The 15,092-nt window shown below is 70.4% G+C and carries 16 protein-coding genes and 1 pseudogene; 3 read left to right on the forward strand and 14 right to left on the reverse strand.

Annotated features, from left to right (window positions below; genetic code table 11):
• Nucleotides 1–25: 25 nt before the first annotated feature.
• The 4 genes and pseudogenes from HZF07_RS06900 to HZF07_RS24680 all read right to left on the reverse strand — a co-directional run.
• Nucleotides 26–751 carry a VOC family protein gene (locus tag HZF07_RS06900; RefSeq protein ID WP_157340429.1) on the reverse strand — a complete coding sequence of 242 codons (726 nt, stop codon included), beginning with the start codon at nucleotides 749–751 and terminating at the stop codon, nucleotides 26–28.
• Between the two features lie 24 nt (nucleotides 752–775).
• A complete protein-coding gene (gene dprA, locus HZF07_RS06905; protein ID WP_157340431.1) occupies nucleotides 776–1,891 on the reverse strand; it encodes a DNA-processing protein DprA in 1,116 nt (371 codons plus the stop codon).
• A complete protein-coding gene (locus HZF07_RS06910; RefSeq protein ID WP_396954821.1) occupies nucleotides 1,888–3,027 on the reverse strand; it encodes a YifB family Mg chelatase-like AAA ATPase in 1,140 nt (379 codons plus the stop codon). The genes dprA and HZF07_RS06910 overlap by 4 nt, the downstream gene beginning before the upstream one ends.
• Nucleotides 3,025–3,222: pseudogene (locus HZF07_RS24680) on the reverse strand (magnesium chelatase domain-containing protein); the annotation flags it as partial. The pseudogene HZF07_RS24680 and the gene HZF07_RS06910, both read right to left, overlap by 3 nt.
• A 34-nt stretch (nucleotides 3,223–3,256) precedes the next feature.
• On the opposite strand from HZF07_RS24680, the gene HZF07_RS06915 reads away from it, so the two are divergent.
• Nucleotides 3,257–4,648 carry a recombinase family protein gene (locus tag HZF07_RS06915; protein ID WP_157340433.1) on the forward strand — a complete coding sequence of 464 codons (1,392 nt, stop codon included), beginning with the start codon at nucleotides 3,257–3,259 and terminating at the stop codon, nucleotides 4,646–4,648.
• A 95-nt stretch (nucleotides 4,649–4,743) separates the two neighbouring features.
• Here HZF07_RS06915 and HZF07_RS24335 read toward each other — a convergent pair whose 3' ends face one another.
• Both HZF07_RS24335 and HZF07_RS06925 read right to left on the reverse strand, forming a co-directional pair.
• Nucleotides 4,744–5,175: a helix-turn-helix domain-containing protein gene (locus HZF07_RS24335; protein WP_157340435.1), complete on the reverse strand. Its 432-nt coding sequence runs from the start codon at nucleotides 5,173–5,175 to the stop codon at nucleotides 4,744–4,746.
• A 63-nt stretch (nucleotides 5,176–5,238) separates the two neighbouring features.
• Nucleotides 5,239–6,252: an excalibur calcium-binding domain-containing protein gene (locus tag HZF07_RS06925; RefSeq protein ID WP_157340437.1), complete on the reverse strand. Its 1,014-nt coding sequence runs from the start codon at nucleotides 6,250–6,252 to the stop codon at nucleotides 5,239–5,241.
• A gap of 155 nt (nucleotides 6,253–6,407) precedes the next feature.
• On the opposite strand from HZF07_RS06925, the gene HZF07_RS24685 reads away from it, so the two are divergent.
• Both HZF07_RS24685 and HZF07_RS06935 read left to right on the forward strand, forming a co-directional pair.
• Nucleotides 6,408–6,692 carry an excalibur calcium-binding domain-containing protein gene (locus HZF07_RS24685; RefSeq protein ID WP_157340439.1) on the forward strand — a complete coding sequence of 95 codons (285 nt, stop codon included), beginning with the start codon at nucleotides 6,408–6,410 and terminating at the stop codon, nucleotides 6,690–6,692.
• Between the two features lie 77 nt (nucleotides 6,693–6,769).
• A complete protein-coding gene (locus HZF07_RS06935; RefSeq protein WP_198346347.1) occupies nucleotides 6,770–7,426 on the forward strand; it encodes a potassium channel family protein in 657 nt (218 codons plus the stop codon).
• Between the two features lie 29 nt (nucleotides 7,427–7,455).
• Here the strand turns inward: HZF07_RS06935 and HZF07_RS06940 are convergent, their stop codons facing one another.
• The 8 genes from HZF07_RS06940 to HZF07_RS06975 form a co-directional block, all read right to left on the reverse strand.
• Nucleotides 7,456–7,695 (reverse strand): hypothetical protein, encoded by a 240-nt coding sequence (locus tag HZF07_RS06940; RefSeq protein ID WP_157340441.1) that lies wholly within the window; start codon nucleotides 7,693–7,695, stop codon nucleotides 7,456–7,458.
• Nucleotides 7,696–7,747: 52 nt separating this feature from the next.
• Complete coding sequence (locus HZF07_RS06945; RefSeq protein WP_157340443.1) at nucleotides 7,748–8,713, reverse strand: hypothetical protein; 966 nt, start codon at nucleotides 8,711–8,713, stop codon at nucleotides 7,748–7,750.
• Nucleotides 8,714–8,807: 94 nt separating this feature from the next.
• Nucleotides 8,808–9,224, reverse strand: coding sequence for an HK97 family phage prohead protease (locus HZF07_RS06950; protein WP_157340445.1), 417 nt, complete (start codon nucleotides 9,222–9,224; stop codon nucleotides 8,808–8,810).
• A 5-nt stretch (nucleotides 9,225–9,229) separates the two neighbouring features.
• Nucleotides 9,230–10,066 (reverse strand): hypothetical protein, encoded by an 837-nt coding sequence (locus HZF07_RS06955; protein ID WP_157340447.1) that lies wholly within the window; start codon nucleotides 10,064–10,066, stop codon nucleotides 9,230–9,232.
• A gap of 31 nt (nucleotides 10,067–10,097) precedes the next feature.
• Nucleotides 10,098–11,984 (reverse strand): HNH endonuclease, encoded by a 1,887-nt coding sequence (locus HZF07_RS06960; protein ID WP_157340449.1) that lies wholly within the window; start codon nucleotides 11,982–11,984, stop codon nucleotides 10,098–10,100.
• A gap of 389 nt (nucleotides 11,985–12,373) precedes the next feature.
• A complete protein-coding gene (locus HZF07_RS06965; RefSeq protein ID WP_198346348.1) occupies nucleotides 12,374–13,408 on the reverse strand; it encodes an AAA family ATPase in 1,035 nt (344 codons plus the stop codon).
• A gap of 1,035 nt (nucleotides 13,409–14,443) precedes the next feature.
• Nucleotides 14,444–14,710: a magnesium chelatase domain-containing protein gene (locus HZF07_RS06970; RefSeq protein ID WP_232523023.1), complete on the reverse strand. Its 267-nt coding sequence runs from the start codon at nucleotides 14,708–14,710 to the stop codon at nucleotides 14,444–14,446.
• Entirely contained in the window at nucleotides 14,710–15,084 is a 375-nt protein-coding gene (locus tag HZF07_RS06975) for a YraN family protein (RefSeq protein ID WP_157340451.1), read from the reverse strand. The genes HZF07_RS06970 and HZF07_RS06975 overlap by 1 nt, the downstream gene beginning before the upstream one ends.
• Nucleotides 15,085–15,092: the final 8 nt, after the last annotated feature.

Raw genomic sequence — 15,092 nt, forward strand, 5'->3', positions numbered from 1 at the left:
TAGGAACGTCCCGGCGTCCCACCGGTCAGCCCACGCCGGAAGCCGGGAGCACGCAGAACTCGTTGCCGGACGGGTCCGCGTAGGAGCGCCACGGCAGGTCACCCCAGTCGGTCACCAAGGCGCGACCGCCTCGCTCGGCGATCCGGGCCGCGACCTCGTCGGCGTCCTCGTGCGCCTCGAGCCGGACGTCGAGGTGGAGCCGGTTCTTGGCGGCTCCCTTGGGAGCGGACTCCGGCACCAGCTCGAGCAGCGGTCCGCGCCCGGACTCGTGACGCAGCGACCTGGGTGCGAGCCCGTCCACGTCGGTCCACCCGGTCAGCCAGGACCAGAACCCGGCGTCGCGGTCGGGGTCGGCGGAGTCGAGCGGCAGCGCGGCGATCGGGCCCGTGTCGGCGTACGACGCGCGCTCCTCCATGACGCAGCACGGGTAGCCCTCGGGGTCGGCGAGCACCACCCACGGCACGTCACCCTGGCCGATGTCGAGGTGTCGGGCACCGAGACCCAGGAGACGCTCGACCTCGGCGGCCTGGCGCTCCCCACCTCGGAGGTCCACGTGCAGCCGGGGCGGCTCGCTCGGCGGCTCGGCGACGTGCTGGAAGCACAGGTCGAGGAAGGGGCCGCCACCGAACTCGACCCGGGTCTCGAAGATGCCGGGCTCGTCGGTGAGCGGCTCGCTGTCGAGCACTGCCTGCCAGAAGCGGCCCAGGCGCTGCGGGTCGGCTGCGTCGATGACGAGGTTCTCGAGGCGCATGCGCCCACCGTAGGCGGCTCACGGTCAGTCGTGGGCCAGCGACGCGAGCCGCCAGCCGTCCTCGGCGCACTCGACCATCGCGCGCACCTCCAGCTCGAGCAGCGTGACGTGCGCTCGGTCGGGGCTGAGGCCGACCAGGCGCGCGATCGAGGAGGACGTCGCGCCGCGGGCGACCGGGACCGCGTCGAGCACCAGGCGCTGGCGCTCGGTCAGGGCGTCGCGCGGGCGGTCCCGGCCGCGCGGCCTGGTGAGCAGGTGCTCGCCCGCGGCACCGAGCACCTCCAGGACCTCGGCGCCCGAGGTGACCAGGGTCGCCGCGCCGGTGCGGATCAGCTGGTGCACGCCGGAGGAGGCCGCGCTGGTCACCGGTCCTGGGACGCCCATCAGGTGCCGGTTGAGCCGCCCGGCCCAGTTGGCCGTGTTGAGCGCCCCGCTGCGCAGGGCTGCCTCGACCACGACGGTGCCGCCGGTCAGCGCGGCGATCAGCCGGTTGCGGGACAGGAACCGCACCCGCATCGGCGCGCCGCCCGGCACCGTCTCCGAGACCACCGCCCCGGTCGCCGCGATGTGCTCGATGAGGTCGCGGTGCGCGTCGGGGTAGATGCGGTCGGCGCCGCACGCCAGCACGGCCACGGTCGGCGACCCGGCCGCGATCGCGCCGCGGTGCGCGGCCTGGTCGATGCCGAAGGCAGCTCCCGACACGATGACCCGCCCGGCGCCGGCGACGTCGGCGGCGACCTCTCGGGCGAGGTCGGCGCCGTAGGTGGTGGCCGTGCGCGATCCCACCACCGCGGCCGAGCGGTCGAGGTCGCCCAGACGGAGGGGCCCGCGCACCCACAGCCCCAGGGGTGTGCCGCCGCGCTCCTGGACCGCGCCCGCGCCGGCGAGGTCGGCGAGTCCCGCGGGCCACTCCTCGTCGCCGGGCACGACGAAGCGCAACCCGGCTCTCGCGGCGAGCTCGATCTCGCGCACCCCGTCGATCGCAGCGATCCGCGGGCCGACCACGGGGTCCTCGAGCAGCCGGTCGCGGACCGTCACCGCGCCGAGGTCGGTCACCGCGTCGAGCAGCGACACCTTCCCGGGCTCGGCGATCGCGCCGAGGGCGACGCGGGCGAGGCGCTCGTCGTCGGGCGCCGTCATGACACACGCTCCAGCATCCGGAGCAGGAGCGGCTCGCCGACGCGCAGCCGCAGCGCGGTCTCGACCTCGTCGAGCCCGGGGCGGTCGAGGCGCCGCAGGTCCGCGACCGTCCACGAGAGCCGATGCACCCGGGTGGCGCCGCGGCGACTGAGCCCGCCGTCGTAGAGCAGCTCGTCGACCGCGGCCTGGCCGGCCTTCGTCAGCGGCCAGCGCTCCCGCAGCACCGGGCCCGGGGCGTGCCCGTTGAGCCGCCAGCTCTCGCCCGCGTAGCGCTCCGCCTGCCGGGTGCGGGCCGCCGCGACCCGCCGGCCCACCTCGGCGGAGGTCTCCGCCCGCTCCAGGTCGGCGACCGCGTCGCGCTTCCGAAGCGGGGGCAGGTGGCGCACGATGTCGACCCGGTCGGCCACCGGTCCGGTCACCTTGTTGCGGTAGTCACGGCGCTGGACCTCACGGCACGTGCACGTGTTGAGCCGCACGTCACCGCTGAAGTCGCCGCACGGGCACGGGTTGCAGGCGAGCACGACCATGCCGCGGGCGGGGAGGGTCACCGACTCGTCACGCCGGGCCACGGTGACGTCGCCGCTCTCCAGCGGCTGCCGCAGCGCCTCGATCACGTCGGAGCGGAACAGCGGGAACTCGTCGAGGAACAGCACGCCCGCGTGCGCCCGGCTCACCTCGCCCGGCTGGACGGCTCCCGACCCGCCGCCGATGATGCTCGCCTTGCTGGCGTCGTGGTGCGGCGCCGAGAACGGTGGCCGGGTCAGCATGCCTGCGGCCGGGTCGAGGGTGCCGGCCAGGGAGCAGATCGCGCTGAGCTCGAGCGACTCGTCCGGGGAGAGGTCGGGCAGGATGCCCGGGATGCGTTCGGCCAGGCTGGTCTTGCCGGAGCCCTTCGGGCCGGACAGCAGCAGGTGGTGGCCGCCCGCGGCGGCGACCTCGACGGCGTAGCGCGCGTCGTCGACGCCCAGCAGGTCGGCGAGGTCGAGCTCCTCGAGCCGCTCCTGCCCCCGCCAGGCGAGCAACCGGGCGCCCGAGAGCGGCGCCACGGGGTCGGCGTCCGGCACCTCCTCACCACGGAGGACCGCGACCACCTGGGCCAGGGAGCGCACCCCGATCACGCTCATGTCGGGGACCATCGCGGCCTCGTCGGCCTGCGGCTCGGGCACGAACACCGCACGGACGCCGCGCTCGGCCGCGGCGAGCACCATCGGTAGCACGCCGGTCACCGACCGCAGGTTGCCGTCGAGCGTGAGCTCGCCGATGAACGCCGTCGCCGTCAGCGACTCGATCGGCAGGGTGCCCGCAGCCGCCAGGACGGAGATCGCGATGGCGAGGTCGAAAGTGCGTCTATGACATTCTTAGTCTGTGAGAGCACTGATCTACGCTCGTATCAGCAAGGACCGCGTCGGCGCGGGGATCAAGGTGGCGACCCAAGAGGCCGATTGCCGCACACTCGCCGACCGGCTTGGCGCGACGGTCGTGGGCGTCTACGTCGACAACGACCTGTCTGCCTACTCGGGGAAGCAACGGCCCCAATACCTCGCGCTACTAGAACGGGTTGCCGCCGGGGACGCCGACGTCGTGATCGCGTGGCACACCGACCGCTTGCACCGGAACCCAACCGAGTTGGAGGCATACATCGACGCGTGCGAAAGGGGCGGGGTCGATACCCACACAGTGAGGGCCGGACGGATCGACCTGACGACGCCCTCCGGCAAGCTGTTTGCAAGGAACCTCGGGTCGTACGCCCGGTTCGAGATCGAACACGCAATCGACCGGCAACGACGCGCGAAGCGTCGTGCGGCGACCGAGGGGACGTGGAAGGGCGGTCGCCGTCCGTTCGGGTACAACGCCGACGGCGTAACAGTGCGGGACTCCGAGGCAGACGCGATCCGCGAGGCCGCCGACCGGGTGCTCGCGGGCGACTCCCTCGCGGCAATCGCGCGCGAGTGGAACCGGCGGGGTATCACGACCACGACGGGGAAAGAGTGGCGTCCCGACGGACCGAGGCGGATCCTCCTCCGGCCCCGCAACGCGGGCTTCATGGAGCACCAAGGCGAGATCATCGGCGAGGCCGAATGGCCGCCTGTGATCGAACCGGAAAAGTGGCGCGCCGTCACCCGCCTCCTGACAAACCCGGCGAGGCGGACGGCACCTTCGTCGTCGGGGGTCCGGTGGTTGGGTTCCGGGTTGTATCGCTGTTGGGCGTGCGACGGCCCGGTCCGAGTCGGTGCGTCGAAAGGAATCAGCACCTACCGGTGCCGCGAGCGGTCACACGTCGCACGCGCGCAAGAACCACTCGACGACTTCGTCACCAAGGCGATCGTGCGTTGGCTTCGGGAGTCCGATCGCGCCGACCTTCTTTGGACTCCGCCCGGAACCGACGTGGGCGCGTTGGAGACCGAGGCCGCGACCCTGACCGGGCGCAAGCAAGCATTGGCCTCCATGTTCGCGCGTGGCGAGATCGACGGTCCCCAACTCGCGACGGCGACGTCCGAGCTAGAGGCGCGCCTAGAACAGATACGCGACGCGGTGACCTCCGCCTACTCCGGGACCGCGCTCGAGGGCGTGGCGTCCGCCCCGGATCCGGGACAGGCGTGGTTGGACCTACCACTCGATCGTCAACGCGCCGTCCTTGACGCGGTGGTTGTCGTAACCCTGCTTGCGTCGCCCCGCGGCCGACCCGCCGGGTGGGTCGAGGGACTCCCCTACTTCCGACCGGACACTGTGAGGCTTGATTGGCGATCCGGGGACTAGCGCCTACGGATCGCCTCGCCACCATGACGCGATCAGTGACCCGCCGATTGCGAACCCGGCGGCGATGAGGACGAGCTGAACCCACGCGGGCATGATCAGGCCGTCTTGAACCGAAGGGCGAACGCTCGCGCCGCCGCATACCGCTCGACGTCGGCGCGCCTGAACCACCAACGCCGCCCATGCCGGATCCCCGGCAGACGATCGTGGTCGGCGAGGCGGGCGACGTACGTCGGCGTCCACCCGAGGAGGGCCGCCGTCGTCGGGCTATCTAGCCACACGTCGTCGGTCGGCGGCGGGCCGGTCGGTTCCGGGTCCCGCGCCGGACGCGCGGCCCGCCGTTCTGCCCGGCGAGCTTGTTCGGCCTGCCATGTCTTCGCGAACGCCTCGACGGACGCGCGGTCGAGGCTAGGCCGGGGACCGCGCCGGGGTCGGTGCGCGATCCTCCCGACGGCGACGGCGTGTTCGATCGTCGTCGCGTTGCACCCGACGATCTCGGCCGCGGCGGCCTGCGAGATCCACGTCGTCACGGGCTGATGGTTCCCCTACTAGGACGCGACCGAAACGCGTCGTCGTTCGAGGTCGGGGACGCGCTATTCGCAGACGATCCCGTCGTGGTCGCGATCTTCGTACCACCAATACTCCGGGTCGCGGCCACGGTAGTAAGGACCGTATCCGTGGTCGATCGCGTCGGTGCAGGTAGAGAACCGCGGGTCAAGGCCACCGCCGCCACCGCCGCCACCGCCACCGCCGCCGCCGCCGCCACCGCCGCCGGTGCCACCCCCGCCGCCGCCGGTACCGCCGCCGGACGACCCACCGACCATCTTCACCTTGGCACGGTGGGTCGTGAACTTCTTGTTCTCGCAGTACTGCGCGGTCAGCAACAGCGATTCCTTCTCGAACTGATCGACCGAGAGGCCCCACCGGACCTTCACGACGGTCCACTGAAGGATGTACTTGCACGGGTACTTGATCGGCATCCACTCGCCCGGGTCACGGTCGCCCTTGGACCGATTCGCCGCTTGGGTAACCGCAATCAACGCCCGGCCGTCCGCGAGATCGTTGGCGTAGGCCTCACGGTGCGCCGGGTTCCAATTGCGTGCGCCGGAGTCCCACGCCTCGGCCAACGGCACCATGTGGTCTATGTCCAAGGCCTTTGCCTTGGTCTTCGTGACGCCGTCGTACTGACTGACCCACCTGCCCGACTTCACCGTGCAGTTGCCGGTGACCTTCTTCTTGGACTCTTGGCGCAGTACCTCGGCGCGAGTGTCCTGACAGTCCCGATCCGGGTCGTCCCACAGCTTGAACTTCTCGCGGGCATAGCCGTTCCTGTGCTCGTTGCGAACGGGTAGTCCGTTGATCGCAGCACGGAGCTTCTTGGTGATCTTCTTGCCGTTGACCGCCTTGGGCACCGCCCCCGCCCGAGGTGCCGCCGACGTCACGGCGATTGTTCCGTGTTCCGGGGCGGCAACGACCGGCGCGATCGAACTTGGCACCGTGAGCGTCACCGCCGCGAAAGCAACGACGCTCGCCTGACGAACGGACATGAATGACACGATCTTGCCTCCGAGAATGCGTCCGACCGGGATCTGCCCAAGAGGATGCACGTGATTACGGTCAACGTCGACACTCGAGCGCTCGTTCTCCCAAATCTGAGGCACGTTTTCGAGTAGCTGCGCCGCGTCCCCGTCGACGATCCTCGTACAGCGGCAGTCCGTAGGATTCCGCTTTTCGGCGACGGAATGCTCGTACAGTTCGGCCCATGACTCCGACGAACGCTCTCCGGGGGGCCGTCGCAACACTCGCCCTTGCGGCGCCCCTCTTCTTGGTTGCGACACCCGCCGACGCAGCGGCGCCGTACTTTTCCTCCTGCGACAGGTTGACTCGCGCATGGCCCAACGGCGTCGCGAAGGGCCGGGTTGCCGCGAATATGGCCGTACGCGACGGCTACTCGCGGCCGGCAACGACCCCGCGTGCCGTGGCCGTCTATTGGGAGAACTACCGCCGCCTCGACCGCGACCGAGACGGGACGGCCTGCGAGAACTGAGGGGCCGCGCGGCCGCCGCCAGCATGGCGACCGAGTTCGGTCCGCGTCCGACTCCCGCGGTGCCGTAGCGTTCTGCCGTGCCCGAATCGACCAGCAGGGTTGAGCGATGGGAGAAACAGAGCGAGGTTCCGCTGCTGTTGCTCGCGACCGCCTTTCTCATCGCGTACGCGTGGCCGGTCCTCGATCCTCGCCTCGATCCTGACGTCGAGAGCGTCCTCACGGTCGCGTCGTGGACGATTTGGGGCGCGTTCGCAATCGACTTTGTGATCCGGCTGTACCTTGCCGACCGTCGCCGCCACTACGCGCTACACCATTGGTATGACGTGGTTTTGATCGCGGCCCCGATGCTGCGGCCGCTGAGGCTGCTGCGGCTACTCGCGTTCGCGCGGATCCTGAACCGGTCCGCGGTCGGCGGCCTCGCCGGTCGGGTCTCGGTCTACGTCGCCGGGGTCGCGGTCATGGCGCTTGGTCTCGGCGCGCTTGCGATCCTCGACGCCGAACGCGATGCACCCGGCGCGAACATCACTACGGCCGGGGACGCCCTGTGGTGGGCCGCCACGACCGTCACGACCGTCGGCTATGGCGACCGGTACCCGGTGACCACGACCGGCCGTTTCGTGGCGGCAGCGTTGATGGTGGTGGGCATCGCGGTCGTCAGCTCGCTTACTGCGGTGATCGCGACTTGGCTTATCGAGAACGTCCAACAAACCAAGCCGGAGGACGATCAACCGTAATCACCGTCACCGACACGGGCCGTCGGCGGTCAGAGGAGTTCCTCGAGTAGCCGCGCGACGTCCCCGTCTTGGAACCTGAGGCGCGGGTCCGACAGATATCGGAACCGGGCCGAGTCGGCCGCCTCCCGAATCTGGTCGGGCGGCGCCCCGATGCTGCGCAGGTCGTCGAGGGCCGCCTCGCGCGGCGTGTTGTTGGTCAGGTGGTACCGGGCGCGGCCGTCGAGCTGCGCGAGCTGAATGCCCGGCGTGATGTTGGATCGGGAGGCCATGTTCCGGACGCTATGCCCGACCGCCGACACCCGTGGGCCACACGGCTAGGTGTCACAACGCCGACGCGGGCGTCCCGTCTGGGTTGTCGAGGAACCTAAGCGCGATCCGTCGATTGCGCCTATCGACCTTCTTGACGCCCGTCCTTCGCGTGAAGCCAACGGCGTCGAGTTCCTTCTGGATTCGCTCACGTAGTCGATCTACCTGCAGTTCGAAGTGCATCACGGCGAAGTAGGCGGCGCCAGATTCCGTAGTGTCGCGCGGAGCTGACGCGAATCGCGCGTTCGCCTCGGCGACCTTGGCTTGTGCGTCGCGCAATTCGTCGCGAAGCTCGCCCACCCGATCGCGCCAGTGTTCGATTCGCCGGATTCGAGTTAATCGGATGCGCACCGCGTAGCCCGCCGTGGACGCGAAAACCGCGAACGTCAGGACCATCAGGACAACCGTGATCGTCGTGTTTTCGCCCTCCCGACGCCGACCGAGGAACAGTCCGGCAGCGGCGGCGGCGCCTGCGGCGACCAGGAGAACGGCACTGATCCATTGCCAGGTCTTCGCGACCATGATGAATGAGTTGCGTACCTTCGGCGCGTTGCGGCTGAACGGTGTCAGAAAGCGGGCGCGCGCAAGCGCACCGATCGACTCCAAATCGCAGAACAGCGAGAGAATCGACAACACGATCGTTGCGCCCGCCGCGGCGACCTCCGAGGGGTTTTGCGTGGCGTCCATGAGGATCGCGGCCACGAAGAGGCCCGCATACACAAACACGATCGCAGTGAGTAGGTACCGCCGGGGCGGTACCTCGATGTGTGCCGCAAGGCGGAAGGTCCGCCGGTTGATAGACCTTGCAAGCACCCCGCGCGCAGCGGCGTCGGTCGCCGCCAGACAGACGCGATGGTCACGTTCGATTGCGGATCGCAACCGCCCCGCCACGCTGAGGGAGGCCAACGCGGCAAACACACCAGCAAGCGCCGCCGCCGCTGTTGCAACCTGCCCAACAGACTTCGGATCAAGCCAATCCACTTTGCGACCCCTTCCTCGCGCTGCAAGTTATCGCCCCGCGATAGCGGCGTGCCGGGGAAAGCTCAGAAAGGTTGCCGCCGACCGGCGCGACGCGTTAACCGACCTGCCACGCGGCACCTGTGATCCTCGGCCGCCAAACGACGGAGACCTCGGGCACGGATGCGACCAGGCCGCGACCCCATGCGCCGGTGGGCGCATACATCCGGTCGTCGTCCCGGACGATCACGCGCGGCGATAGGCCGCGCATGGTGCCGGACCGGATGAGTCGTTCGGCGGCCCGTGCCCGCGGGTAGGTGTCGTTGAGGTCGCCGTAGATCAGTAGCCGATGGTGTTTGGTCTTAACGGCCGTCAGCCACCCGACGGGGTCGGCGGGGTCGTGGTCGAACAGGATCGGTGTCGTGCCGCGGGTGCCGGGGTCGAGGAAGTCCTCGAGGGTTTCGGGGACGAGTTCGAGGAGGCGACCGCCGCGGAGTTCGACGTGTCCGCCGAACGGGATCGTGCCTAGCAGCATCGGACTCACCTACTCCCGGTCCCGGTGTCGAGGGCGACCGGGTGGGCGCCGTGGTTGGCAAGGTCCGCGAACTGTCGACCACTGTCGGGCAGGGCCTTGAGGACCGTGGCCTCGGCGCCGTCGGGCCACACGACTCCGGTCGGTAGGTGCAACCACACCGAGTCGGGTTCGAGGGCCAGTTCGAGGGCAAGCCAGGTTCCGCGGGCCGACGGGCCGGGCGGGAGGCCGTCGACGTCGGGGACACGGACCGGTCGGGTGGCCTCCGGTGCGCGTCCGCCGGTGCCGGTCGCCCACGACCACACGGCGAGGGCGGCCCAATAGGTGCCGAGGGCGTCCTCGCCGTCGCGTCGGTGTTCCCACGCGGCGAGCTTGTCGGCGCGGCCGAACCATCCGGCCGTCGCGGCGTTCGCCCATTCGGCGGCGGCCTTGTCGACGACCTTCCGGACCGCGGTCGCGATCGCCGGGCGGTCGAGCTTCGCGGCCGCGGTGCGGGTGATCTCGGCGGCCGCCTGACAGGCGATCGTGGCCGCGACCCAACGACGCCGGTCGCCGTCGAGGAGCTTGTCGAGGCGGACCGCCTTCGGGGTCCGGTCCGCGACCCGGTCGGCGACGTCGGCGGCGAGATCGTCGGTGTAGCGGCGGCCGCCGGGGCGGGCGGCTTCAAGGTCGGCGACCGCGGCGTCGGCGGCCGCGATCGCGTCGTCGATCCGGGCCAACGGTGCGGCGAGGTCGCCCGCGTACGCGGCGACCGTAGCGGTGTCGGGCAGGGTCCGGGGCCGGGTCGGCACCGCGGGTCCGGGCAGGAACCCGGCCGGGTCCGGTAGTCCGTTGCGCTTCGGCATGAGGGGTCTCCTTCGTTGGGTGCGTCCGGCGTCAAAAGATCGCCGGGGGTTCGGTGGCGGCGAGGGCACGACGGGCCGCCCACGTCGCGGCCTTGACCGCGGACACGACGGCGCCGGGCCGTAGCCGCGGGCCGGTGGTCGAGTCGACGACGGTCAGGCCGGAGACCTGATCAGTGAGAACCGCGGATCCGTCGTGCCGGACCCGGTTCTCGTCGACAAGGCGGCGTAGCTCGGTGACGACGCCCAACGTCGAGTCCCCGACCGGTTCGACCGTCACCGCCGAGGCGAGGGCGGTCAGGGCCGCGTCGGCGGCGAGGGACTTCCCGACCAGCACGACCGGCGGCCCGGCGGACCGCACCCGGTCGACGGCGTCGGAGAGAGTAGGCGCCGACTCGGCCGACACGACCGCCCGGCCGTGGTCGTCGATCCACGCGAACGCGACCGAGATCCCGGCCGCGAACCAACCCTCGATCGCGGCGGCCACCGGGCGACCGGTCGGAGTGCCGTCGGCCGACAACGCAGACGACCACAGGTCCGCGGGGATCGCCGGGGCCTCGCGGCGCCCGGCCGCCGCGTCGACCGGCGGCCACAGGTTCAGGTATTGAGCTTTGAACCCTTCGAGGGGGTCGAGGTCGTCGGCCTGTGGGTCTGCCTCGCCGCGTTGCACCCGGCCCCACCGGTCGGCGATCAACCGGGCCTGTTGGTCCGTCCAATGCGGGGACGCGGCCCGCCAAGTCGCCGGGTCGCCGATCGCGGCACCGCCCGGGGCCGCCCACCAGAGAACCAACGTCGACCAGTCGTCGCCGTAGCCCGCGACCGCGGCCGCGAGGCGCCGGCGCATGAGACTCGTCGCTCGTCGGTGCGCGGTCGAGGTCAACACGATCTGAGGACAGGTCCGGTGGATCGTCGCCGGTTCGAGACCGTCGTCGACGACCTCGGCGTCCACCGACCATGCTTCGTCGACGACGCCGAGACCGACCTCCAAGCCGTAGACCGCCTTGTCGCTCTTGAGTAGCCACCTACTCCCATCCGGCAACTCGATCGACTCAAGGCCGGACGCCTTCCGCACGGTGAATCCGTTGCCGATTGCCCATGGCCACGAGAGGCGCAAAACCTCCATCACGCTCGACCGATCCAACGACACGTGCACGACGGTCTGCGGGATCTCGCCGAGGGCGTCGCCATGGGCGATTCGCCACGCCGCCAACGCCAGCAACAGCCGGGACTTACCGGCCCGACGCGGCGTCGAGCTGATCGCCGTCGCCCACACGAGGCGCCCGTCCGCGTCGTGTTCGAGGAGGCGGGTCAGGGCGAGGGCCTGCCACCAACGGAGGACGATTCCGAGTTCGGCGCGGACCCACGCCTCGGCGGCCTCGCCGTAGGACCCGGTCGCGTCAGGGTGCGGCGGCGACATGGCCCGCGGCGGCGACGCGTCGAACGGGATCGTCGCGAATCGGCGCAGCCACGGACCGTTCGTCAAGTCGTCCCACGGGATCGCGGGGACCTCGAGGTCCCGGGGACACAAAAGCGAAGGGTCGGGGCTTCCCGACGAGGTGGGTGGCCTCCAAGAACCGCCTGCGGGCCGGTGTGCCGGACCGACGACACGGGGCCGGACACCGGCGCCATTGGCCGTGTGTTCGGGCGGCAGACCGGCGTCCCGCCGTGCGTCGGCGCGGGCTTTCGCGATCACCGCCGCCTGTGAGGACCGGTCCGAACACGTTCGGTGTTCAACCCGCATGTTCGACAGATCCCATGTCCGTTCGGGTGCGACGACACGGTCGACGACATGCCCGACCACCCACCGGTCTCCGGTCGTGACGGGTCGTCCGCACCGACCGCACGGCGCCGGGAGGGTGGCGCGGAAGTAGTCGCGGATCTCGGCGACCCGTTCGCCGCCCCACCGAGTCGACCGGTTCACCGCGACCGCCTTCCACGCTTCGGCCGTCGACGCATGGCTTTGTAGCGCGGACACCAGTCGTCGTGACTGACCTTGACGACGTAGATCCCGTCGACCTCAGCGACTGTTTGGTAGGCGTTGCAGGAGTCGCACCCACCGGCGATCCGGTGGCCTGCGAGGCGTTCGGTGAGGGCGTCGAGTCCTTTCCGGTCGGGCTGGTCCGGAGCGTTCATCGCGGCCTCTTTGGTGCGCTTTTGGCGGGGAACCGCTTCGCCGTGTTTTCGCTGCTACCAACAGGCTGTGAAGGCTGCACCCGGTTCCCCCTATAGAGGGGGAACCGGGGAACCGGGTGCGCAGGGACCGTCACCGGTTCCCGGGAACCGGTGGGAACCACTTGGGAACCGCGCATGTCAGGACTCCCCACCCGGGTAGGGCCGGAGAAGCTCGCGCGGCGTCGAGTCGGACACGTACCCGTCGAGGGCGAGATACGCGAGGGCCGAGGTTACGGTTTCGCTTCGGCCGCCGATCGCGGCCCGGATCGTCCGTTGCGACTGTGGTCCCTTCTCGGCGAGAAGGTCGCAGATTCGGCGCATGAGTTCGGTCGGACGGAAGTCGTCGTCGCGTTCCCGGGGGGCCTCGACTTCGGCCTCGGCGAACTCGGCGGCGTGCGAGATCAACACGAAGTCGCCGAACCACGACAGACCACCGGTGCCCGGCAGACTCTTCGCCCGCAGGTAGCCGGGCCGGTCCTTGGCGATCCGGACACGGGTCCGGCCGGTGCGGCCGATCACGAACGGCGCCACGTTCTCAAGCAGGTAGGCGGCGCCGTCGACGGCGTTGAGCTTGTGCACGGCGCCGATCGCGTACCGGCCGCGTCCGTCGGACGCCTTGGTGACGTGGTCGACGCATACGACGGCCGGACCGGTCTCGGCGATCCACCGTGGGAGTCGGCGCCCGAACGCGGCTACCTCGGCGTTGTCGAGGGGGTTGTAGCCGTGCACAGACATGGCTTCGGTGACGCCCTCGATCACGACGAGTGTCGGACCGTACGCGTTCAGCGTGCCCTCTAGGTCCTCGCGGCTTTCGCCCTGCATGATCGCGACCTCGGGCCGGATGTAGTGGAACCGCGCTCGAATCAGATCCGGGACCACTTGCAGGGCGAGTAGCCGGTGAACGATCGGACCGGCGTCGTCCTCGAAGTCGATGTAGACGACGTGGTTTCCGTCACGGATCTCGTCTGCGACCGCGTGGACGACGAACCATGTCTTTCCGGCCTCTGACTCGCTCGCGACCGTGTGCACCTTGCCCGGGTAGAACAGTCCGACGCCGTCTGCGCGGCGCCCGATCGTCGGTTGCGGCGGCGCCCAACCGCCGTCGAGTACGTCGGCGAGGTCGACGGGTAGCCACGTGCACACCCGCGGCTTGGTCTCCGCCTCGGCGGTCACGTCGAGGCCCTCCGTGCTGCCTCAGCGCGGGCTTCGGCGCGACGTAGGCGCCGGATCTCGGGGTCCGCGGACCGGATAGGCGCGGCGGCAACGTAGAGGCGGTCAAGGCGTCCTCGAGCTTGCGTTAGCTCTGTCGCGCGAACGTCCTCGGCGATAAGGGCGCGGACCACGACGGCGACCTCGAGACCGACCGGCCGCGGTCCCGGGTCGTCGCCGACCCCGGGCCCGAGGTCGTCGAGTGCCGCGACGATCTCGGCCCGGATATCGGTGGCGAGACGCTGCGCTTGGGTGCGTACCTCGGCGACTCGGGCCGCGTAGACCCGTCGACGGCGGGTGTAGTCCTCCGACGACGTCATGACCGCGGTGCACGGAGAAGAACGCGCAGACGCCTGCGTTGGGTTTCCGTTAGCGGCGGAGCCGAAGCCACGGCGCGACAGATCGCGAGTTCGACCTGCAGCGTCGCGTACTCACGACGGGCTTCGCGGTTACCGTCGGGATCGCGACCGGTCGTATGTGCGATTCGTGCCCGCGCGATACGCAGGCGGCGTTCGAGGTCGGCGACCTCTGATTCGGAAGAACCATCGTTGACGGGCACGGGTGACTCCGGGCGTGACAGGAGTGCCGCACGCGGCGGCTACTCGACCATCACGGGGCCGGTCCGACCTGCGAGGGGAGCCAACCGGTCGCTTCGTCACGCGGGCGACCAACCCGTCGGTCACCGGTGGTACGGCGCCGCGTCGGGCGCCGTGGTCTCTCGTGGTTTCGGATACAGGAAGCCGAGGTTCTACCCGGCCCGCCTTCACTCCGTGCACTCTTCAGTTGCCCGACTCTTTGGGCGACGACTGTTGTGGTCTCCGTGGCCTCGGGGGGCGAACCTGTTCGTTGGTAGTTCGCGGTGGTCGCGGTCGTGGGCCGCCGGGCGCCTGCGTGATCGCCGGGCCACCTGTTACCCGTGACCTTACGTGTCACCCGACCGTCGGTCTACGGGCGCAGGAAGACAAATCCCGCCCGATCGGAGCGAGTCTAGATATGACTTTAGTGCGACATTGCTAGGTCGAAGTGGGTGCCGCGCTTGAGCAGGTCTGCGGGAGAGAGCAGGATCGTGATCCGTCGGGTCGCCGGCCAGTCGAGGTGGCTGTTGACGATCGCCATCCGGCAGCGGTCCCTGGCCTCGTTGATCATGGTGTCGGCCCGGCCGACCATCGTCACGCCGACCTGGCCGGGCGACACGTCGCTCTGCACGTCGATGAGGTGGCCGACCGCCCCGTGCAGGGAGACGGTGTGGGCCGTGGCGAACGGCATCAGGCCACCCCCCGCACGTGCTCGACCGACGAGGGGCCGCGCCGCGGCCGCAGCACCGCGACGAGGTCGACGCGGACGTCGGGCACCGCGAGGCCGTGCTCGGCCTGCCAGCAGGTCGCCAGACGGAGCAGCCGGTCGAGCTTGGCCGGCCCGACCGCCTCGTGCGGCGTGCCGTAGTCGACCGAGGTGCGGGTCTTGACCTCGCACGCGACGAGCACGTCGCCGTCGCGCAGCACCAGGTCGAGCTCGCCCGCGGCGCACCGCCAGTTGCGGTCGAGCACGACCATCCCCAGCGCCACGAGGTGCCGCTCCGCGAGGCGCTCGCCGTAGTCCCCCAGCGCCCGCCGCCGCGCCGCCGTCACCGATCCAGTCATGTCCGACC

It is taken from the genome of Nocardioides agri, assembly GCF_013778305.1.
Taxonomy (GTDB): domain Bacteria; phylum Actinomycetota; class Actinomycetes; order Propionibacteriales; family Nocardioidaceae; genus Nocardioides; species Nocardioides agri.